The 21,070-nt window shown below is 59.2% G+C and carries 19 protein-coding genes; 6 read left to right on the plus strand and 13 right to left on the minus strand.

The genetic code is table 11. The features are described from left to right. The first annotated feature begins 5 nt into the window (after positions 1 to 5). Entirely contained in the window at positions 6 to 1,898 is a 1,893-nt protein-coding gene (locus ACXAG8_RS07905; RefSeq protein ID WP_475223284.1) for a D-apionate lactonase family protein, read from the plus strand. A gap of 89 nt (positions 1,899 to 1,987) precedes the next feature. On the opposite strand, the gene ACXAG8_RS07910 is transcribed toward ACXAG8_RS07905, so the two are convergent. The 11 genes from ACXAG8_RS07910 to phnD all read right to left on the minus strand — a co-directional run bounded on the left by ACXAG8_RS07910 (position 1,988) and on the right by phnD (position 12,901). Then, complete coding sequence (locus tag ACXAG8_RS07910) at positions 1,988 to 3,040, minus strand: ABC transporter permease (RefSeq protein ID WP_475223285.1); 1,053 nt, start codon at positions 3,038 to 3,040, stop codon at positions 1,988 to 1,990. Further along, positions 3,037 to 4,572, minus strand: coding sequence for a sugar ABC transporter ATP-binding protein (locus ACXAG8_RS07915; RefSeq protein ID WP_475223286.1), 1,536 nt, complete (start codon positions 4,570 to 4,572; stop codon positions 3,037 to 3,039). Before ACXAG8_RS07915 ends, ACXAG8_RS07910 begins: the two co-directional genes overlap by 4 nt. Then, positions 4,569 to 5,213: a DUF2291 family protein gene (locus ACXAG8_RS07920; protein WP_475223287.1), complete on the minus strand. Its 645-nt coding sequence runs from the start codon at positions 5,211 to 5,213 to the stop codon at positions 4,569 to 4,571. Before ACXAG8_RS07920 ends, ACXAG8_RS07915 begins: the two co-directional genes overlap by 4 nt. 75 nt (positions 5,214 to 5,288) lie before the next feature. Beyond that, positions 5,289 to 6,215, minus strand: a complete 927-nt coding sequence (locus ACXAG8_RS07925) for a substrate-binding domain-containing protein (RefSeq protein ID WP_475223289.1) — start codon at positions 6,213 to 6,215, stop codon at positions 5,289 to 5,291. A gap of 84 nt (positions 6,216 to 6,299) precedes the next feature. Beyond that, on the minus strand, positions 6,300 to 7,322 hold the full coding sequence (locus tag ACXAG8_RS07930) for a Gfo/Idh/MocA family protein (protein WP_475223291.1): 1,023 nt from the start codon (positions 7,320 to 7,322) through the stop codon (positions 6,300 to 6,302). A gap of 3 nt (positions 7,323 to 7,325) precedes the next feature. Beyond that, the gene (locus ACXAG8_RS07935; protein ID WP_475223292.1) at positions 7,326 to 8,162 is read right to left on the minus strand and encodes a phosphogluconate dehydrogenase C-terminal domain-containing protein; all 837 of its coding nucleotides are present in this window, start codon (positions 8,160 to 8,162) and stop codon (positions 7,326 to 7,328) included. Between the two features lie 304 nt (positions 8,163 to 8,466). Further along, positions 8,467 to 9,369, minus strand: a complete 903-nt coding sequence (locus ACXAG8_RS07940) for an HAD-IIA family hydrolase (protein ID WP_475223293.1) — start codon at positions 9,367 to 9,369, stop codon at positions 8,467 to 8,469. Between the two features lie 56 nt (positions 9,370 to 9,425). Next, positions 9,426 to 10,235, minus strand: a complete 810-nt coding sequence (phnE, locus tag ACXAG8_RS07945) for a phosphonate ABC transporter, permease protein PhnE (protein ID WP_475223294.1) — start codon at positions 10,233 to 10,235, stop codon at positions 9,426 to 9,428. Then, entirely contained in the window at positions 10,235 to 11,029 is a 795-nt protein-coding gene (gene phnE / locus ACXAG8_RS07950) for a phosphonate ABC transporter, permease protein PhnE (RefSeq protein ID WP_475223296.1), read from the minus strand. The genes phnE (ACXAG8_RS07945) and phnE (ACXAG8_RS07950) overlap by 1 nt, the downstream gene beginning before the upstream one ends. Beyond that, positions 11,026 to 11,799: a phosphonate ABC transporter ATP-binding protein gene (phnC, locus tag ACXAG8_RS07955; RefSeq protein ID WP_475223298.1), complete on the minus strand. Its 774-nt coding sequence runs from the start codon at positions 11,797 to 11,799 to the stop codon at positions 11,026 to 11,028. Before phnC ends, phnE (ACXAG8_RS07950) begins: the two co-directional genes overlap by 4 nt. 121 nt (positions 11,800 to 11,920) lie before the next feature. After that, positions 11,921 to 12,901, minus strand: a complete 981-nt coding sequence (gene phnD / locus ACXAG8_RS07960) for a phosphate/phosphite/phosphonate ABC transporter substrate-binding protein (protein WP_475223299.1) — start codon at positions 12,899 to 12,901, stop codon at positions 11,921 to 11,923. 255 nt (positions 12,902 to 13,156) lie between these two features. Between phnD and ACXAG8_RS07965 the strand changes: the two genes are divergently transcribed. Beyond that, positions 13,157 to 13,885 (plus strand): response regulator transcription factor, encoded by a 729-nt coding sequence (locus tag ACXAG8_RS07965; RefSeq protein WP_475223300.1) that lies wholly within the window; start codon positions 13,157 to 13,159, stop codon positions 13,883 to 13,885. Continuing rightward, positions 13,885 to 16,377, plus strand: coding sequence for an ATP-binding protein (locus ACXAG8_RS07970; RefSeq protein WP_475223301.1), 2,493 nt, complete (start codon positions 13,885 to 13,887; stop codon positions 16,375 to 16,377). The genes ACXAG8_RS07965 and ACXAG8_RS07970 overlap by 1 nt, the downstream gene beginning before the upstream one ends. A gap of 37 nt (positions 16,378 to 16,414) precedes the next feature. Here ACXAG8_RS07970 and ACXAG8_RS07975 read toward each other — a convergent pair whose 3' ends face one another. Next, the gene (locus tag ACXAG8_RS07975; RefSeq protein ID WP_475223302.1) at positions 16,415 to 17,320 is read right to left on the minus strand and encodes a LysR family transcriptional regulator; all 906 of its coding nucleotides are present in this window, start codon (positions 17,318 to 17,320) and stop codon (positions 16,415 to 16,417) included. 108 nt (positions 17,321 to 17,428) lie between these two features. On the opposite strand from ACXAG8_RS07975, the gene ACXAG8_RS07980 reads away from it, so the two are divergent. Next, a complete protein-coding gene (locus ACXAG8_RS07980) occupies positions 17,429 to 18,136 on the plus strand; it encodes an NAD(P)H-dependent oxidoreductase (RefSeq protein WP_475223303.1) in 708 nt (235 codons plus the stop codon). A 113-nt stretch (positions 18,137 to 18,249) separates the two neighbouring features. Here the strand turns inward: ACXAG8_RS07980 and ACXAG8_RS07985 are convergent, their stop codons facing one another. After that, positions 18,250 to 19,317, minus strand: a complete 1,068-nt coding sequence (locus ACXAG8_RS07985) for an ABC transporter ATP-binding protein (protein WP_475223526.1) — start codon at positions 19,315 to 19,317, stop codon at positions 18,250 to 18,252. A 131-nt stretch (positions 19,318 to 19,448) separates the two neighbouring features. Between ACXAG8_RS07985 and ACXAG8_RS07990 the strand changes: the two genes are divergently transcribed. Together ACXAG8_RS07990 and ACXAG8_RS07995 are read left to right on the plus strand one after the other, a co-directional pair. Continuing rightward, positions 19,449 to 20,150 carry a GntR family transcriptional regulator gene (locus tag ACXAG8_RS07990; protein WP_475223304.1) on the plus strand — a complete coding sequence of 234 codons (702 nt, stop codon included), beginning with the start codon at positions 19,449 to 19,451 and terminating at the stop codon, positions 20,148 to 20,150. Continuing rightward, positions 20,147 to 21,064, plus strand: coding sequence for an alpha/beta hydrolase (locus ACXAG8_RS07995; RefSeq protein ID WP_475223305.1), 918 nt, complete (start codon positions 20,147 to 20,149; stop codon positions 21,062 to 21,064). Before ACXAG8_RS07990 ends, ACXAG8_RS07995 begins: the two co-directional genes overlap by 4 nt. Positions 21,065 to 21,070 lie beyond the last annotated feature (6 nt).

Below are 21,070 nucleotides of genomic sequence, written 5' to 3' on the forward strand. Positions count from 1 at the left end.
AGTCGGTGGAACGGGCCAGCGCACGGATACGCAAATATGGGACGGATGAAACCGTCGACGGCCTCAGGCGGGCAGAGGTCGGCGCGCTTTCCTTCCTTTATTCCTCGGACGGGTTGCGCCGGATTTCCTGGAACAACGTGGAACTTGTGCGTGCGATTGCCTGGCCCATCCGGGATGAAAACTGGGGAACCTATCCGGTTTCGGTCATAAGCGAAAGCGTGGCCGGGGATGACGGCTTTGCCCTTGATATTGCCTTTACCGTCGGTGACGGGCGCCTGCGGTGTGACCTGGGAATTCGGGCCGATGCCACCGGGGTCTTGCAAGCCGACCTTGATATGACACCTGTGAACGGGGTGTTTTCCACAAACCGGGCGGGTTTCACCGTCCTGCACCCGATCAACCCGATTGCAGGGTCGGCGCTGACGATCCTGCATTCCGATGGCAGCAGCGAACGGTCCTCATTTCCCGAACTGATCCGGCCGGATCAACCCGCCAGGGACATCCGGTCCCTTTCCTATGGTGTCGATGGGCAATCCGTCGAGATCGCCTTTGCAGGCGAGACCTTTGAAATGGAGGATCAGAGAAACTGGTCGGATGCGTCTTTCAAAACCTACTGCGTCCCTCTTGTGCATCCCTTCACCTACGAAATCGCGCAAACGACCCGGCAATCCATTACGGTCCGATTGACCGGAAAACCGATGCAACAAGGCGCCGCCGCGCGCCGAACGGGTCTTGCGTTTGAAAAGACGTCAGGCGTGGCGCCAGACATTGGGGTCGCGCTTGAATCCGGGTGGCTGCCCCGTCGCGAAGCACCAGAAATTCCGGGGTCATATTGCGTTTTGCGCACGGCGCCGGGTGCGGAGGACGCCGCCGCGCTTGCGGAACATGCTTCGCGTTATCCGTCGTTCGATTTGGAAATCAGGCTGCCCGATGACGGTGTGGTCGAGGATGGCCTGCGCGCCACGGCCGAGCTTCTGTCCGAACAGGGTTTGGTTCCCGCACGCGTTATTGCCCTGCCCGAAAGCTATCTTGGCAGCCATCAGCCGGTTGGGCCCTGGCCGGATGGTCCGACGCCCAACGATGTCCTGGCCCGCGTGCGCGAGGTTTTCCCCGCATCTTCGGGGGGGGGCGGAATGCTGACCAATTTTACCGAGGTGAACCGATGCCGCCCCGACCCGTTGCGCTGTGACTATGTCACCCACGGGCTTACGGCGATTGTTCATGCAGGCGACGACATGTCGGTATTGGAAACGCTGGAGACTTTGCCACATATTTTTGCAAGTGCCGCGGCACTGTCGGATGGGTTGCCGTATCGCCTGGGGCTGTGCGCGATCGGGATGCGGTCCAACCCTTACGGCGCTGCGGTTGCAGCAAACCCCGACCAGGTCAGGCGCACGATGGCCCGGATCGACCCTCGCCATCGCGGGGTGTTTGGGGCCTGTTTCGCCGTCGGGTTGCTGGCCGCGACACAAGGGACGCCGGTCAGGTCAATGTGCCTGGGTGCGCCGGTTGGGCCGTTTGGTCTTGTTTACGATCCGATGGGGTATCCGCAAGTCGGCTATGATGGTTCTGATCGCGCTGTCTATCCCATCTATCATGTTGCCCAAGCGGCATCAGTGATGGCGGGACGCAGGCGTTTGGACCTGCAAGGGCTGCCCGACGGGGTCATCGGCTATGGTGTCGAGACCGAGGGGCGCAGGCGCATGATGATTGCCAATATCGGCGATAAAGCCTCTGACCTTGGGCTGCCCGGCACCGGTCATGTGCTTTGTCTGGACGTCGAAAGCTTTGATGCGGCCACCAGGAATGCGGATTGGCTGGTCACATCGGACAGGGTTCAAACCAAAACGCTGGACCTGCCGCCGCTTTCGATCGCGTTTGTCGATTTTCCGCGGTGACCATAACCGTTCCAGCCGGTGCCTTGCGCGCGGCGGGGCAGGGGGCCGGGCACCGCTTCCCGAAAACGGCCAAACAGGCCCTGGATGTCTTAGGAGCCGGCTTCTTGCGTCAGCGCCACGCGGGCCTGCAGGCGGCTTTGAGCCTGGTCGATGACCACGGCGGTGACGATGACAAGCCCTTTGATCACCATTTGCCAGAATGACGACACGCCCATCATGATCAGGCCGTCCGACAGGATGCCGATGACAAATGCGCCGATGATCGTGCCCATGATGCGGCCGCGCCCGCCGGACATGGAGGTGCCGCCCAGAACTGCGGCTGCAATGGCGTTCAGCTCAAAGAACTCGCCAGTTGCGGGATGTGCGGCTTTCAGCTGAGAGGCGATGATCAGCCCGACCAAAGCGGCCATCAGCCCCGAGAACATATAGACGAACATCTTGACCCGCCGCACCCGAACACCGGACAGCGCCGCGCCTCTTTCATTGCCGCCCGTGGCATAGATATGCCGCCCCAGCGGTGTCCGCCGCGCGATGTAGACCGAGGCGAGCGTGACGATGATCAACATCCAGATCATGACCGGAATACCCAGGAAAGACCCCGCCCCGATCAGGGGAAAGCTGGCTGACCCGTATTCGGGGGTGCCGTTCAGGTTGGGGAAGGTACGCCCGCCCGACATCAGCAACGCCGCGCCGCGGGCCATGTAAAGCATCCCGAGGGTTGCGATAAAGGGCGCTACGTTCAATCGCGTGATCAGTATCCCGTTGATCCACCCGACGAACACGCCGACAAAACAGACCATCACCATGATTTCGACGGTGTTGAACTGAATGGACCAGCCAAAACCCGGATCGATTCCGTTCAACACAAGGTAACCGGCGATCATGCTGGTCAACCCGACCACAGAGCCAACCGACAGGTCAATTCCCCCGGTGATGATCACAAACGTCATGCCGATTGCCAAAAACGCGTTGATTGCCACATGTTTGGAAATAAGCACCGCATTTGCGACGCTTAAGAAATTTGGTGCGGCGAAGGCAAAATATGTAAACACAAGGATCAGCGCCACAAAGGTGCGTGCTTTCAGCAGCAACAGTAACCAGTTGATATTCGCGCTTGGGCTGTGGGCGGTCGTCGTGGTCATGCGGCGGATCCCTCTACGGAAGACGTTCCCGGCGACGCGGCAGCAACGACCTGCGCGACCGGGGTGGATTTATCAAAAACTCCGGTGATACGGCCATCGGCCATAACGATGATGCGATCGCTCAGGGCCATCGCCTCTTCGATTTCCGATGTGGCAAAAACGATGCCTATGCCTTGTGCCGACAATTCGCGCATCACGCGGTAGATCTCGGCCTTTGCGCCAACGTCTATCCCGCGGGACGGTTCATCCAGAAGCAGGACGCTGGGTTTGGTCATCAAGGCTTTGCCAATTGCGACTTTCTGCTGATTGCCCCCCGACAAGGACGAAACCGGGTTTTCGGCACTTGCGACCTTGATCGTGAGGCGAGAAATGAATTCGGCTGCGCGTTGCGCTTCGCGCGACAGGCTCAGATGCATGAACCGGGTGAATTCTTTCAGCGACGAAAGGGTCAGGTTTTCACGAATGGCCATCATCTGGATCAGACCGTCAACTTTGCGATCCTCGGGGACCAGGGCAATGCCATGCGAAATGCGGTCGGCGATGCTGGTGCTGCGCAATTCCTCGCCCTTGATGAAATAGCGACCCAGGGCTTCGGGATGACGGCCGATGATACATTCCAAAAGCTCGGTCCGGCCCGCCCCCATCAGCCCGTAAATCCCCAGGATTTCACCGGCATTTGCGCTGAGCGAAACATGATCGACGCTGTACCCGCCGCCCATTTTGGCCAGGGCGACGTCTTCGGCGCGAAACACCTCACTTCCGATCTGGTGGTCGATGGGGGCCGCGAAATCCTTGGCTTCGCCGCCGATCATCGCTTCGACGATCCAGGGGACATCAACCCCGTCCATGCTGCGGGTTCCGGTCACTTCGCCGTCGCGCAATACGGTGATGTAGTCGCCGATCCGGATCAGCTCTTCCAGGCGGTGCGAGATGTAGACGATCCCGACACCTTGCGACCTGAGTTCGGCGATGACGCGGAACAGAACCTCGACTTCGACCGCCGACAAGGCCGAGGTGGGTTCGTCGAGGATCAATATCTTGGCGTCCTGCGCCAGCGCCTTGGCGATTTCGACGACTTGCTGCTGGCCCAGGCGCAAATAGCCAAGCGGCGTGTCGGGGTCGATGTCTTGTTCAAGGCGGGTCAGGATATCGCGGCTTTTGGTTGCCTGGCCGCGCATATCTATGTGCAGGCCCAATCGCGTCGGTTCGCGCCCGATAAATATATTTTCGCTGACCGAGAGATCGGGGAACAGGTTCAGTTCCTGAAACACGATGCCTATCCCGGCGCGAACGGCATCATCCTTGTTGCGAAACTGCACGGGCGTGCCATCAACGGCAATTTCACCCTCGGTCAGGGTTTCGACGCCCGAGATGACCTTCATCAAGGTCGACTTGCCCGCGCCGTTTTCGCCCACCAATACGTTGACCGCGCCCATTCGGATGTCAAAATTCACGTTCTTAAGAGCGCGGGTGCCCGGATAGACCTTTACCGCGTTGCGGATGGTCAGACCGATAGGGTGCTTGTCGGTCATTGTGAAAACCGCACTTCTATCGGGGTCACGATCAGGGGGTCGCTGGCGGATTTCAACGGTGTCACACCGACAAAGTCGACGGTTGATCCGATGACATCGGTGTCGGGGACAACCAGTTCCCCGGTGACCTTGTCGTTTAGCGCGCGCGCCAGCTTGGCAAATTCGATCTGGTCGCGGAAATCGTCGAAATCATAGAATGGAGCGGCGTCGCGAAGGGCCGTGCCGCGCACGACCGGGCCCAATTGCAATGTGACGTCAGCCTTGCCATTGCCGTTGATGTCAACGGAAACGCTCCGCGCACGGGATTCAAGATTGGCCTCGATAATCCGGCCTTGACCAGAGACCGGGAAATTCCAGGCCGACCCTTGCCCGGACCCCCGGTTGGCATGCTCTGCGCCAGCCGCAGCAATGTCCTTGGCGATCTTGCTCTGCAATATGTCGACCGGCAGCGCCTTGCTTTTGACCAGAGCCGTCAACTTGGCATCAAAGGTTTCGTCAATCCGTGCCTGATTGCGCGCATCGTCGCCGTCAGGACCATCGGGGATTGCCGCTGTATCCTTGTCTTCGTCGAACACGATTTTGCAACCTGATACGGTCAGGCTGACAATCAGCAGCATGACAAGCGACAGCAATCTGGTCATCGGGTCCTACTTTGTCCGAGTGGGGTTGTGCGCGCAGCCGGTCATTGACTGCGCGCAGCGAATACGCCGTTGAGTTTACTTCAGCGCAAAGGTTTCCAGCGAGGATGCATTGTCACCATTGACCAGGACGCAGTCCATCAGCTGTTTCTCGTCCAGCCCGGTCGACCCGGTTTTCAGGTACTGATCCGCTTGCGACACGGCAAGCTGCGCCTGCTGGTAAGCCGGTTGCAGAACCGTCGCCTTGATGCCGCCCGCAAGGATCGAGTCGCGCACGTCGTTCGAGCCGTCAAAGCCAACAACGATGACATCCGTCCTGCCTGCCGCCTCCAGTGCGGCCCAGGCACCCATGGCCATCGTGTCATTGCCCGAGATCACGCCCTTGATATCGGGGTTCGCCTGCAGGATGGATTCCATGACCGAGAACGCCTCGGTCTGGGACCAGTTCGCTGTCTGCTGCGCGACCATTTTCAGGTCGGGGAACTGGTCAATGACATCGTGGTAACCCTGGCTGCGAATTCCGGCATTGGTGTCGGATTCCTTGCCCAGAAGTTCGACATAGTTTCCGGCTTCGCCCATCAGGCTGACGAATTCCTCGGCGCCCAGCTGCGCTCCCTGGTAATTGTTCGACACGATCTGGCTGACCGCGACGCCCGTTGCGGTGATTTCGCGGTCAATCAGGAAAGACGGGATGCCTGCATCCTTGGCCTTCTGAACCGCGGCGACCGAGGCATCCGCACCGGCATTGTCCAGAATGATCGCGCTGGCACCGGCTGCAATCACCGTGTCAAAAAGTTCGGATTGCTTGTTGGCATCATCGTCATGCACCAGCACCATGGTGTCATATCCCAGCGCCTCGGCCTGGGCCTTTGCGCCGTCGGCTTCCGCTTTGAAAAACGGGTTGTCATGGCTGGGCGTTATGATCGCGATTGTATCCGCAAGCAGCGCCGCGGGTGCAACGGCCATGGCCAGTGCGGCACCCAGTAGATGTTTCTTCAGTGTCATGGTTTTCCTCCCAATTCGGCCTTTAGTCTTCTCAGGTTCTGACTGCCCTGCTGTTCAATCCGCGCTTCTGCGGCGCGATTTCGGTCATAGATCCTTGGTGTTGATCCTCTTTCCTTGCGCGGCCGAGCGGTACGCGGCTTCTACAAGTGTAAGTGTCTTGAGGTTGTCCGCCCCCGACGTTTCCGGGGATAGGCCCGCCTTCAGGCAGTCCACGAAGTGGTTTTGGATGATATGAACGCTTTCCTGAATGTTGTGCCAGGGGCGTTCGGCCCAACTCAGCAATTCTGGCGAGACATCGCGCTGTTCAACCGACCCGTTCGTATGGATTTCCATCTGGTATCCCGCCTTCAGGTACAACGCGCCCTTGTCGCCGTCGATTTCCAGCAGTGTTTCCGGGAAGGTTTCCGGCGTGCGTTGCGTTGCATAGGAACAGTCAACGACGCTTGCCATGCCCGAGTCGTGGGCCAGCAGGATCGTGGCGACATCCTCGCCCTTTATGTCTGGATTGATCCGGTTTGTGTGTGCTGTGACGGCCGAGACATCCCCCATCAGTGCCCGCACGATATCCAGGACATGAATGCCCAGGTCTTCGATGATAAAACGCTGCCCCTCGGCCAGATAGGGCTGGCCCGAGAATACGTCATAGCCTGACCGAAAGCTGGCGCGACAGAAAAATGGCGACCCGATCCGGCCGCTGCGAAGCGTGTCGATCACAGCCCGAACCGGCGATTGCCACCGGAAATTTTCGTGCACCATGAGCGTCTTTCCCGCACCCTCGGCGGCGTGGACCATGGCCCGCGCGTCATCAAGGTTTTCGGCAAACGGTTTTTGGCAGATGACGTGAACCTGCTTGGACAGGGCAAGCAGGACCAGGGCCCGGTGGCTGGGTGCGGTGGTGATAATGTCGACGAAATCCAGTTCGACATCGTCCAGCATCCTGGCGGCATCATCGAACCTGGCACGGATGCCAAACCGGTCGCCCATAAGGGCCAGCTGATCGGGGTTAGTGTCGCAAAGGGCGACGATTTCCGCACCGTCGACCATGTTCCAGCCGTTCAGGTGGTTCGCGGCAAAGAAACCGGCGCCGATGATCCCCCCCTTCAGCATGGGTCAGGTGATCCGCTCGATGCTTGCTGCGATCTCGTCGGGTTCAAAGACGCGCCGCCAGTCATCGCGCATCAACATCGGCTTGCCGAACTCAATGGCCTTGTAACAGGCGTCGGAAAAGACCCCGTCGATATGGCCGAATGTAACGGCGGCCAGGATGTTCATGTGACCCAGCAGAAAGTCGCGCGCGGCCTCTTCGGGCACACCGCGGGCGACAACTTCGTCCATGGCTTCTTTCATCGCCAACAGCAGCGACGCGCAGACTGTTTCGCTCAGGCCCGGTTCAAGCAGGGCCATCTGGTCCACCGTGACACGATGCGAACGGACCACCGGGGCGTAAATCGCTTTTCCGACTTTTTCACCAAGCGCGTAATGTTCTTCGGGGCCTTGCATCAAGGCATTCACGATCCCTTGTTTCGCCGCGATACCGCCAAATCGGTCATCGCGTCCTTCGGGTGTGGTTTCGTCGTTGAAGATGGGTGGATGGCAGGGATGTGTCACGAAATAGGTGACGTCATCGCGTTTGGGTAGATGCCCGGCGAAGGGGCCCGCCGCGTCCAGGCAAATGATGATGGCACCAGGTTCGACCATGTCGATGATGGCGTGCGACACGGGCTTGATGGCCGTATCCGGAACCGCCAGCAAGACGACCTTGGCACCGCTAAGCGCGTCTTTGGCCGGAACGCAGTCTTTGCCGATTTCGTCCTTCAGACGTTTCTGCGCCTGTTCAGAGACCTCGACATGCGCCACGTCGAAATCGGAATCCAGCAGATTCCGCGCGCTGCGCACACCCATTTTTCCGCCGGCACCAAAGAGGGCAATCTTGGTCAATTGATTCACTCCACTGTACTGGTATGATGACTACAGGTGTTTACCTGTTCCCGTCAATATGGAATTCTGGCGCCGGGCATAAATGGTCGGAAAACAAGCCCTTTGCCGGGGCGAAAGCTAAGGCCAATGGGAATTCGATTGGTGAAAACAGCCGCTTTGCTTTGGGCGCTTGCGCCGTTCCAGATCAGGCGGACAAAGCCCGAGGGCCCTGTTGCGACCGGGATCAGCGGATAACAATCATCGGCATGAAAACGCTGGTTTCGGTCAGGCCCGAGCCGCCATCCCGATGCATCCTGCATCTGTGCCGGGGGCGTTACGTTGTTGCTACAATCCAGTTGGGGCGGATCGCGCTTTTTGCGATAAAGGGCGCGATATCGTGGCCGCGAAACAGGCCATGATCGGTGACAAGAACGGTGCCTATCCCCGCGGCCGCACCCCCCAGAACATCGGTGTGCAACGTATCGCCCACCATGGCAATGCGGTGAAGGGGAATACCTGCCAGCCGCTCAAGCGCAGCCTTGAAGGCGTTGCCATAAGGCTTGCCGTAGAACGCGGCCTCGGCACCTGTTTGCGCGATGATGGTATGTGCAATCAGACCCGGTTCCACGGACAGGCCGCGCTCGCGCGGGGCGACCAGATCGGGGTTGGCGACAACAAGCGGTCTTGGATTGTCTCTGAGTGCCCGGGCCAGAACGGCGGTGTCCTGGTCGTTCCAGCGGGCCGAAGACAACAGCAAAATTCCACCTGCGGTGTCCAGAACGCCGGGGTCCTCTGCCAAATGTACGATCCGCGCCGTTGCTGGCGCATCGCCGAAGTCATCGCCGCGCGCAGCCACCGCAGCCCAGACTTTGGATGGCGGCAATTGGGGAAGGCCGGCAAATGCGACATCCCGGCTTGAAACAACTTCGGACCGGTCGAAGTCAAACCCAAGCCGATGGTATTTCGCCAGGATTTCGCGTTTCGTATAGCTTGCCGCGTTGGTGAGGACGATCAGACGTTTCCCCGCAGCGCGCAGTTCGGCCATGCGCAGGACGGCACCGTCGATGGCGGTTTCGCCCCTGTTCAATACGCCGAAAGCATCCAGGATATAGGCGTCAAAGTCATCGGTTGTGTCGCGCAGGTCCGCCCCGGATCGGGATTTTTGAGGGAACTCTGCCCTGGGCAATGTGGCCCGGATGTTTTCATATTCCTGAAAGGCAGAGCGCGTGTCCATCATGGCAATCGGTCTTTCGGAAAAGCGTGGCGGCCAGCCTGTGCCGGCCGCCAAATGCCTTACAGGATCTTCCTGCGCAAGTAGGAAGAGACCACTTCGCCAATCACCACCAGCGCAAGGATAGTGATCAGAACCATGGATACTTCGGGCCAGTTGAACGTGTCGATGGCCCCCTGCAGGATCATGCCGATGCCACCGGCACCCACAAGGCCCAGCACGGTCGATTCACGCAGGTTGATATCCCAGCGCAGAATGGCGACGGCGAAAAAGGCGGGCAGGACCTGCGGTACGATGGCATAAAGCACGATCTTGAAGCGTGATGCGCCGCAGGCCTCAAGCGCTTCGACCGGTTTCTGGTCGATCTCTTCGATCGCCTCGCCAAGCAGTTTGCCCAGAAAGCCGATAGAGCGGAACATGATTGCCACGATGCCAGCGACGATTCCGGGGCCAAAGATGGCCACGAACAACAGTGCCCAGATTATGGTGTTGACCGACCGGGACGACACCAGGATGAAGCGGCCGATCCAGAGCGTCACCGCGTTTGGTGTCGTGTTCTGCGCCGAGATATAGGCGACCGGCAGTGAAACCACGACGGCAAACATCGTGGCCAGGGTGGCGATGTTCACGGTTTGCCAGATGGCTTCGAGGATCGACGGCAGGTTGCTGGGATCGGGCGGCATCATGCGCCCAAAGAGGTCGCCCATTTGCGACGGCGCGTCCCAGACCCATTCCCAGATGACATCGATACTGGACAAAGCCCAGGCCACGACCAGAAGGACAAGCATCATGCCGCCATAGCGCATCACCCGCTGGCGCAGGGTAAAGCGGGACCAGTGATCAAGTGTTTGGTGCAAGGGTTGAGTGCTCATCATGCAATCCGTTTCCTGATAAACCCGCTCACGGCCTCGGAAACGAGGATGACACCGACGATGACCATTGTGATGGCCAGGGCAAAGTCATAATCGTACCGGCCAAAGGCGTTGGCCAGGGTGGCGCCGATGCCGCCCGCGCCGACAATGCCCACCACGGCCGAGGCCCGCAGGTTGCTGTCCAACTGATAGATGCCCAGCCCGACGAGGCGTGGCATGATTTGCGGAAAGACGGCATAGGCAAGTGTCGGGATGAACCCCGCACCAACCGAGCGCATGGCCTCGACTTGGCCAAAGTCGATCTCTTCGATCCGTTCGGCCAACAGTTTGGCGACAAAACCGACCGAGTAGACGATCAGGGTCAGCGCGCCCGCAAAGGGGCCAAAGCCCACGGCCTTTACAAAGATGATGGCGACGATCACCGGATGAAAACTGCGCGCGACGATGATGATGGCGCGACCCAGAAAATAGATCGGCTTGACCGAGATGTTGCGCGCCGCCATGAAGGCCAGCGGAACCGACAGGGCAATGCCCCCCACAGTTGCGAGGATGGCAATTTTCAGGCTTTCAAGAAAGCCGTCGATCAGCAGGCCCGAGCGTTCGAAATTGGGCGGGAACGCCCCGCTGAAGATCCGCTGAGCGCGGCGCATCCCGTCCGAAACACGATCCCAGTCGATCGGCAGGGTGGCAAGGGTCAGCACGACGTAAATGGCAACTGCTGCATACAGCCCATAGCGCAGCGCCGGATTTTTGATAAAGGGCGGTTTGTGCCAGGTGTCCTTGACCGCGCTCATGCGACTGCCCCGACTTCGGCGCGATCCATGGCGGGAACCCCGGCATAGATTTCGTCCATTTCAGCTTTTTCCAGCTTGCCCGGCTTGTCGTCAAAGATGATCCGCCCATAGCGCATGCCGACAATGCGGTCGCTGTATTCCTTGGCCTCGGTGACGTTGTGGATATTGATGATCACCGGCAGCTTCAGCTCGGATGCCAGGTCGCGCAACAGCGACATGATCTGCTCGGATGTCTTGGGGTCCAGCGATGCCGTGGGTTCATCGGCCAAAAGGATTTCCGGGCGTTGCATCAGCGCGCGCACCACGCCGACGCGCTGGCGTTCGCCACCCGAAAGCTCATCCGCGCGGCGGTCCGCGTAATGGGCGATGCCCACGCGTTCCATCAATTCATAGGCGTGGCGAATGTCCTCGCGCGGGTAGCGACGGGTCAGGGCCGCCCAGGTCGAGATGTACCCCAACCGGCCCGACTGGACGTTTTCCATCACGGTTAGGCGGTCGATCAGGTTGAAGCTTTGAAAAACCATACCAATACGGCGGCGCGCGTTGCGCAGTTCGCGGCGGTGCAGCGCCGTAAAATCCGTGCCGTTCAGATCGACAGAGCCCGACGTGGGTTCGACCAGCCGATTGATACAGCGCAAAAGTGTGCTTTTCCCCGCCCCGGAAGAGCCGATAACAGAGGTCAGCTGATCGCCCTCGACGGTCAGATCAAGCTCTTTTAGCACCGGATCACCAGATCCATAGCGTTTTGTCAGTTTGGTGATTTTTAGCATCGGGTCTCTCGGACAAAGCGTGGCCTTGCCTGTTGCGGCTTGCCCGTGGCGGGCATGGGCGCAAGGCCAAAAAAGGACCCGGACAGCGCTGGAACGCTGACCGGGTTGGTTTGGGCACAGGTTACTTCCCGGCGAGGCCTTGGGGCGTATATTCCACACCGTTTGATTTTTGGATCTGACGGATAACCGCCCATTGATCCTTGTAGGTGATTGGAATGAACTTGCTGACGCCTGCGAATTCGTCACCCAGCTTGGTGCCGGAGAATTCAAAGGTAAAGAAGGCCTGTTTGATCTTTTCGACCAGGGCCGGATCAAGGTTGTGGGCCACGTTGAACGACGTGGTCGGGAACGGGTCGCTTTCCCAGATCATGCGCACATCGCTGGCGTCGTAAAGGCCACGTTCCGCCATGCGCTCGACCACTTCGGATGCCACGGGTGCGGCGTCATAATCGCCCGCAACAACGCCCAGCATGGACTGGTCATGCGAGCCGGAATAGGTCACTTCGTAATCTTTGTCGGGCTCGACACCCAGGGTCGGGAACAACGCGCGGGGCGCCTGGTTGCCCGAGTTGGACGTGGGCGAGGTATGCGCGACGCGGCGACCGGCCAGGTCCTTGACTTCTTTGATGTCGCTGTCGGCCTGGGTGAAAACCTGCAGCTTGTATCCGAACTGGCCATCCTCGGCGCCCATGATGGCAAAGGGCACGGCCCCGGCCAGGTTCACCGCAAACGGGGTCGGACCGGTGGAAAAGCCCGCCACGTGCAAGCGGCCCGAGCGCATGGCTTCGACTTCTGCCGAGTTCGACTGCACCGCAAAGAACTGCACGTCTTTGCCGGTCACTTCTTCCATATGCGCGATGAAGGGGGCCCAGATATCTGCGTATACGGCCGGGTCTTCCACGGGTGTGTAGGCAAAAACCAAAGTATCCGGGTTGCGCAGCTCTGCCGGGTCTGTCGGCGTGTCGGCAACCAGGTCGCCATTGGCGTCACAATACAGCTCGTCCAGTGCGCCGCGGTCGGCGCAGTCTTCGGCGACAGCGGCAAATGCGCTCGTCGACAGGATGCCCAGTGCCGTAACGGCGCGGGTGAAAAATGGTGTCATGGTATCCTCCCTTGAAACGCTTGCCCTTTTTGAGTTTACCAAAAGGCAATGCGCTGACCCGCCCACGATAGGTAAGCGCGGCGCGCCGAGGCGAGGCCCGTTCTGTTAACGAAACAGACGGAAAACCGGTTAAGTGTTAACAATGTTACAGAGTTGATCGCGAAGGCTCGAATTCTGGCATGATCAGCGGCACAAACGGTAACAACGGCGTTTGGTGGGTCATTGATGCCGCTGGAAGTCAGGGGAAGAGGTTGCATGCAAACAGGCAAAGCCGAGCCGCTCATCGCGATTGTGGATGACGATGAGAATGTGCGCGAAACGCTTTCCGCCCTGATGCGCGAAAGCGGGTTTGATGCCGTGTGTTGCCCCAACATCGCTTCTTTTGTGGCTCTTGGCGATCCGCCGCCGGTGGATCTGGCGCTGGTTGACCTGCGTCTGCGCGGAGAGTCCGGCCTGACGCTGGCGATCCACATTCGCGAACGCTATGAGATTCCGATTGTGATGTTGACCGGTGTGGGGGATGAAATCGACAAGATCATCGGGTTGGAGACCGGCGCGGATGATTATCTGATCAAGCCCTTCAATCCGCGAGAGCTGGTTGCGCGCATTCGCGCGGTTCTGCGGCGTTATGGGCATGGTGTCGCCAAGTCCGGCGCACCATCAGGGCAGTGGATTGTCTTTGGCGCGAACCGCATTGACGTTCAGACCCGTCGCCTGCTTGACGCCGAGGGCGCAGAGATTCCGCTGACCAATGCCGAGTACCGGCTTTTGGAGTATTTTGCGCGCAATCCCAACCGGGTCATTCCGCGGCCGGAACTGTTGGAGGAATTGGGGTCCGACATGCAACGCTATGTGGACCGCACAATTGACGTGCTGATCCTGCGATTGCGCCGCAAGATCGAACCCGTCCCCTCGAAGCCGGTGCACCTGCAGACGCGCCGGGGACAGGGGTATTTCTTTCACCTGTCTCCGGCTGGTCAGTAATGCCGGCGCTGTCGAACCTGACTGTCCGGTTCCGCCTGTCAGCGGCTATTGCGGTCCTGTTTGGCCTGATCGTGCTGGTCAGCCTGATTGGCATGCTGGTGCTGGCCCGCACCGAGCTGTGGATGAATGTGCTGCACAAAGACACGTTGGCCGAAGTGTCCGATGCGTTGGATTTGTCGAGGGAATCCGCCGATCTGGCCACCTCGGCGCCTTTTCTACACGCGCTTTTTCCCCCGTTTCAGTTGGAACAGGAACGGGAAAAGGTGCTGGATAACCTGGACCGGCTCTCGGCGCTTTCGGCGGGCGATCAGGAACTGGACCTGCCGGTTGCCCGTCTTCGCTTTGCCATTGATGACCTGACAACCGCGCTTGCACCGCAGGCCGCCCGACAGCTTGAGTTGGACGCGATTGACCGCGACATGGTGCGGCTGAACCTGCGGCTGCGCCGTCTGGCCGGGGACACGGCCTTGCCATTGGACGAACGCGAGGTTTGGTCCGGTCTACAGCAACTTACCGAAAGCGCGATCGGGGCGGGGCGCGCGAATGCACTTATTGAGCTGGGGGAATTCAGCCGCCGGTATACCCGGCAGCGCGATGCGCTGGTGCCGCGGCTTTTGCCGCCCCAGGCTGAGACCTTGGCCGAAATAGAGCAGGCAAAATCGCGCAGCGAAAACCTGTTCGTGCTCAAACATCGAAACCTTGCGGCGCAACTGGATGCGGAAAACGCCTTGTTTCGTATCCGTCAGGAGGCCAACCGTATCAGCACCTTTGCCGAGGCAAAGGTGGCGCAGGCTGAAAAGCGTCTGTCGCAGGCGCGGGCCGAGACATCCGGCAACCTTGAAATCGCCAAGAACGCATTCCTTGCCCTGACCGCCGCAAGCCTGCTGGTGGCGATTACATCGTCGCTTTATGTGTCGCGTTACGTGGCGCGCAACCTGCATCTCATTGCGGCGGCTATGCGCAGGCTTGCGGCCGGGAACCACCGGACCGATCTGCCTCGGGGGCCCGAGTCAGAGGACGAGATCGGGCAGCTTTACGCCGCGTTTCACGTGTTTCGCGAAAGCGCCCGCAAACTGGAACGCAGAACCCGGCAGATTGGCCATCAGAACGCGCTGTTTTCCCGCGTGTTTCGCAACATCAAGGACGGTGTCGCGATTGCCTCGGCCAATGGCTGGATCGAAGCGGAAAACGACAACTTGCGGCAGCTTCTGAGATTGCCGCCCGCGGACGAGGGCGCGCGCGCGCGGGTTCAGGACCTGATTGCGCAATCAAGTTTCTCGCGGCGGACCTCGGCCAGCGAACATGGTGGGTTCGAAGAATATGCCGATCCTGCGGGCAATGTTCTGGAACTGCGGCGCTCGCCCTTGCCAAACGGAGAGGAAGTTTGGCTTTTGTCAGAAACCACCGAGCGGAAAAAGGTTGAACACCGGCTTGAAGAAATTCGCCGGGTCGAGGCGCTGGGTAAGGTTTCGGGCGAGGTCGCCCATGATTTTGGCAATATCCTGTCGAGCATCTCGGGCAATCTGCACCTGCTTGAAGGCGCGGATGCCGATAAGGCCCGGCATCTTCACACGCGCATAAGATCCGCGCTGGACCTGGGTGTGTCGCTGATCGAAAGATTGCTGGCCTTTGCCCGCAAGCAGCATCTTGAGCCGCAGGTAACCGACATCGGAATGCTGGTCGAGGGCATGGCCGATCTGTTGGAAATCGCCGTGCCCAGCTCGGTGTCGATGACGTTTGACGTGCCACCTGAGCCTGTTCTGGTGAAGGTCGATCCGGGGCAACTGGAAAGCGCTGTGCTGAACCTGTGTGTCAATGCCGGGCAGGCAATCGGCGGCGAGGGCTGCATCCATGTCACCGTAACCGGTGAGGACAAAGCGACACTGACAGTCCGCGACAATGGCCCCGGCATGTCCCCCGAGGTGCTGCGCCACGCAACCGAGCCATTCTATTCGAACCGGGACGACGGCAGCGGTACGGGTCTGGGCCTGTCAATGGTTGATGGTTTTGTCCACCAATCTGGTGGCGATCTCATCCTCACCTCGCGGACCGAGCAACCGAACCGGGGCACGACGGTGACCCTTTGTTTCCCCGCGCTGGCAGACGAGACCGCACCAGCGGCGAACATGTCTCAGCCGGGATGCGCCTTGGTGGTTGATGATGATCCCGCCTATCTGGTTTCGGCATCAGAAATCCTGGAACGCCTGGGTTATGAGGTCATCCGGGCTGCGAGTTTTGCCGAAGGTAGTGCGCAATTGCGGTGTCAGCCTCGGTTGGACCTGGTGCTGAGCGACCTGAAACTGGACAGCGGGGCGTCCGGCTGGGACATTCTGCAACTTGGGCACAGTCTGTTTCCTGAGTGCCGCCTTGTCCTCATGTCGACCCGCGAAACATCCCGTATCCCAAAGGCACTGGAAAACGTGCCTGGGCTGGAAATCCTGACAAAGCCGGTTACCGAAGCGAGAATGCAGAGACTGTTCATGCCATCGTGATGGTCTGAAACACGGGTCTTCCACGGGCTTTGGGCTTTCACTCCGCCCAGCCAGCGCGGTTTCCCAAACGGTCGATCAGAAAGTCCAGGAATACCCGTGTCTTTGGCGTCAGGACATTTGATCGCGGATACACAAGCCACAGAACCGCCCGGTCATTCTGTTTCCAATCCGGAAGGACACGCACAAGCCGACCTGCCGCGATTTCGCGTTCGACATTCCACAGCGAATTGACCGAAATGCCCACCCCGGCAAGGGTTGCCTCGCGCTGCGCATCGCCGTCGTCGAAAATTGTCCGGCAGGTCATGGCCTTGGGGTCCAACATGGCGGTATCGCCGTTGGAATTGATCAATTCGCGCGCCTCCAAGCTGCCCCAGGATATGATGTCGTGGTCGGCAAGGTCATGCGGCCCCGCCGGGGTGCCCCTGTCGGCCAGATAACCGGGCGCGGCACACAGGACACGGACATCGTCGGACAATTTGCGCCCCTTCAGGCTGCTATCCGTCAGCGGCGCGCTTCTGAGCGCAAGATCAAAGCTGCCTTCTATTGCGTCGAAGCGGGTATCCGACAATCGCAGGTCCAGGATGAGGTCGGGGTAAAGGGATTGAAACTCTGGCAACAAAGGCATGATGTGCAGTTGCGCGAAACTGCTTGGCGCGGCAAAGCGCAAGGTTCCTTTCAGCCCGACATCTTTTCCGCCAAGCGCTGCCTGCGCGGCGTCGGATTGCGCAAGAATTTCGCGCGCATAAGGAAGAAAGTCCGACCCTTCCAGCGACAAGGAAACCTTGCGCGTCGTGCGGTGCAGCAGTTCGACACCAAGCTCGCCTTCAAGCTTGGCAAGCCGCGCGCTGGCAACTGCGGGGGCAAGTCCAAGCGCGCGTCCGGCGGCGCTGATATTCAGCCGCTCGGCGGCCATCACGAAAAGGCGCAGACTGTCTGTGTCCACCTGATTATATCCAAAATGTGAAAACTGAAATCTATTTCAGGCTGATTTTATAGGAAAAGACAAGTGATATCTGTGCGTCAGACATGACAACGCCAGACGGAGCGCCCCATGAATGTGATCACCAACGTTACCTCGGATCTGCAATCGCAGATCCTTGACGCTTTCAACTTTCGCCATGCGACCAAGGTTTTTGACCCGGACCGCAAGATCAAGGACGAGGAATTCGAGACAATTCTTGAGGCTGCGCGCTTGTCGCCCACGTCCTTTGGGCATGAGCCGTTCAAGATCGTCATGGTTCAGGCCCAGGAAAAACGCGAGCTTTTCCGGCCGTTTTCGTGGGGCGCGAACGGCATGATGAACGGCTCTGCGGGGCAGTTGGGCACAGCGAGCCATTTTGGCATAATCCTTGCAAGTACGGCCCAGACGATGACAGCGGGGTCTCAGTACCTTGTGGATCACTATCGGAAGGTCAAACACCTGCCCGACGATGTGATCGACATGTTCAACGACGCCTATGGCAAGTTCCAGACCACCGATCACAACGTCACTACCGAACGCGAGATCACCGACTGGTCCGGCAAACAGGCCTATATCGTCCTGGCCAACATGATGACGACCGGTGCGCTGATGGGTATCGACAGCTGCCCGATGGAAGGGTTCGATATGGCCCGCACGACCGAAACGCTGGCCGAACATTTCGGTATAGACACCGGCAAGTGGAAACCGGCCGTCATGTTCGCTTTTGGCTATCGCGCCAAGGACCCCGAATATCCCAAAACCCGCCGAGCGATGGCGGATACCGTAAGCTGGTTCTGACCCGCTGCCGGTCGGCCCTGGGAACCAGGGCGTCAGGATTGGCCAGGTGTGCCAATCCTGACGCCCCGCCCGTGTCTGGGCGGCGCGTTCCATTCCAACCTGTTCACCGATTCCTAAAGGCGAATGCCGCTGACGGGATCGAAAAAGTGCAAATTCGAGGCCGCAAATCCAAGGCGGATTTCCTGGCCTGCGGCCAGCGGCATTTTTGAATCCAGCCGTGCGGTCAGTTCGTGCTCTCCGACCCGGCAGATCGCCATTGTGTCAGAACCGAGCGGTTCGATGACATCGATTTTCGCGACGATCATTTCTTCGCCCGGATTGGCCGGCTCAAGGTGTTCTGGTCGGATTCCCGCATCCACGGACGCACCATCGGCAATTTCTACATTACCCAGGTCAATCTCTGATCCTGGTATGACAAGTTTGACTGTCCCGGCCGTGCGTTTGATCTGCCCCGAAAACACGTTCATCTGGGGCGATCCGATGAACTCGCCGACAAACCGGCAATTGGGCCGGTCGTAAAGCGTCATCGGCGGGCCTTCCTGAATGATGTGCCCATCTTTGAGGACCACAACCTTGTCCGCCAGGGTCATCGCCTCGGTCTGGTCATGGGTTACATAGACCATTGTTGTTCCAAGCATGGCGTGAAGACGCTTGATCTGCGTTCTCATCTCGACGCGCAACTTGGCATCAAGATTGGACAGCGGCTCGTCAAAAAGAAAGACCGAGGGTTCTCGTACGATGGCCCGCCCCATCGCCACCCGCTGACGCTGGCCCCCGGACAATTGTCCTGGTTTGCGATCAAGATAGGCGCTGATCTGAAGGATGTTGGCAGAATGCTCGACCCGCGGCGCGATTTCGTCTGATTTCCACCCGCGCATCTTCAGACCGAATCCAATGTTTTCGCGGATGCTCATGTGCGGATACAGGGCATAGTCCTGGAACACCATCGCCACGTCCCGGTCTTTTGGCTCCATGTCGTTGACCTTGGCGTCACCGATACGCAGCACGCCGTCGGTGATTTCTTCCAGACCTGCGATCATGCGCAACATGGTCGATTTTCCGCAGCCGGATGGCCCCACGAACGCAACGAATTGCCCGTCGCCTATCTGTAAATCCACACCGTGAATGGCCCTGTGCGCACCGTAATCTTTTACGATCTCTTGTAGTTCGATACTCGCCAATTTCTTCCTCCCACAGGGGCCTTCGACATTTTTCAGTTGTATTATCGATATCGATAATGGTAGCAATATCGATAATGACGAGCAAGCACAAAAGCCAGGCTCGAAACACACGATGCAAGACGGGGCTGACTATGGCTTTGGAATCTTTTGATAATGTCGGATATGCAAGCTTGCTTCCCAAGCAGCCCAAACGCCGGAGCAGCGTGCTGTTTGAAAAGCTGCAAAGAGAAATCGTTTTGGGCGCGTTGAGCCCAAAGCAGGTCTTGACCGAGATGGAGCTTGCCGGGCGCTTTGGTTGCAGCCAGGGAACGGTGCGCGAAGCGTTGATGCAGCTGAGCGAGGTTGGCCTGGTCGAACGCCAACCCAATAACGGGACCTTTGTTTCGCCCTGCGAATCGAAAGACGCCCAGGCGCTGTTGCATATCCGCAGCGAGATTGAATGCCGCTTTCTTGACCGTGTCATCGCGAATGCCGATCAGGATCTGGATCGTGATTTGCACGACCTTCTGAATGCCATGCGCAACGCGGCGCGGGACAATGACGAATATATGCTGTCCGTCTGTGATCGGGCATTTCACTTGCGCCTGTTCCAGGTCGCGGACCTGCCGCTGGTGTCGCCGATGTTGGCGCGTTGCCTGATCCACAACCACCGCTTCAAAATTCTGAACTCGTCCGGCAGCCGGGATTTGGAGGCGACCGCTGAACGGCATCTGCCAATCGTCCGCGCGGTTCAGGCGCGTGACGCGGAACAGCTGGACCAATTGTTGTCGCATCACATCGCGACTATCGTGGATATTGGCCCAGTGATTACGGGTGGTTCGTCTTTGTCATGACCCGCCTGAGCCCCAACATGGCCGCCGTCGTCGAATGGCTTGCCAAAGAGGATGCCGGGGTCGGTGATCCGACGCTCATGGCGCCCGGTCAGGCCCGCGCGGTGGCTGAATTGACCAATAGGCGGTGGAATTCGGACCTGCCTGAAATGGCCGACGCGCAATCCGTTGTTCATGCCGGAATGGCCGCGCGTTGGGTCGTGCCCGAAAACGACAGGGGGACCGACGCGATTTTGCATGTTCATGGCGGCGGCTGGGCTCTTTGTTCAGCGGCCACGCATGAAGGCGCGGCCCGTCAGCTGGCCGTCGCCTGTGCCTGCCCGGTCCTGACAATCGAATACCGGCTTGCGCCCGAGGATCAGTTTCCGGCGGGCCTGGACGATGTTCTGTCGGCGTGGCGCGCCCGTTCGCCTGATCGTCGTTGGAGCATTGCAGGCGACAGCGCCGGGGCAAATCTTGGTCTGGCCGCCATGCTGGCGATGATCGCGGCGGGCGACGAGCTGCCCGCCTGCGGTCTGTTGTTCTATGGCGTCTATGGGGCCGATTTTGAAACGGATAGTTATATCCGCAACGCCAACGGGCCGGGGCTGACCCGTGACAAGATGATGCGATACTGGGACTGGTACGCACCCGAAGCGGCGCGAAATGACCCCCTTGTTGCGCCTTTGACGTCAGATGACGAAATGCTGCGCGCACTGCCGCCGCTTTATTTGAACGCGGCCGAACTGGACCCTTTGCTGTTTGATTCAGAGGAACTGTCCCGGCGGCTGCTTGCTCTTGGACGAGAGGATGTCTTTGACCGCGTTCCGGGCGTTGTCCACGGGTTCATGCAAATGAGTTCTGTCCTGCCAGAAGCGCGGGAGGCGTTTGAGCAGGCAGGAAAGGTGTTTTCAAAAATCACCGTCGAAAATCGGTGAACCAAC

The sequence above is a fragment of the Ruegeria sp. ABD4_443 genome (genome assembly GCF_056160865.1).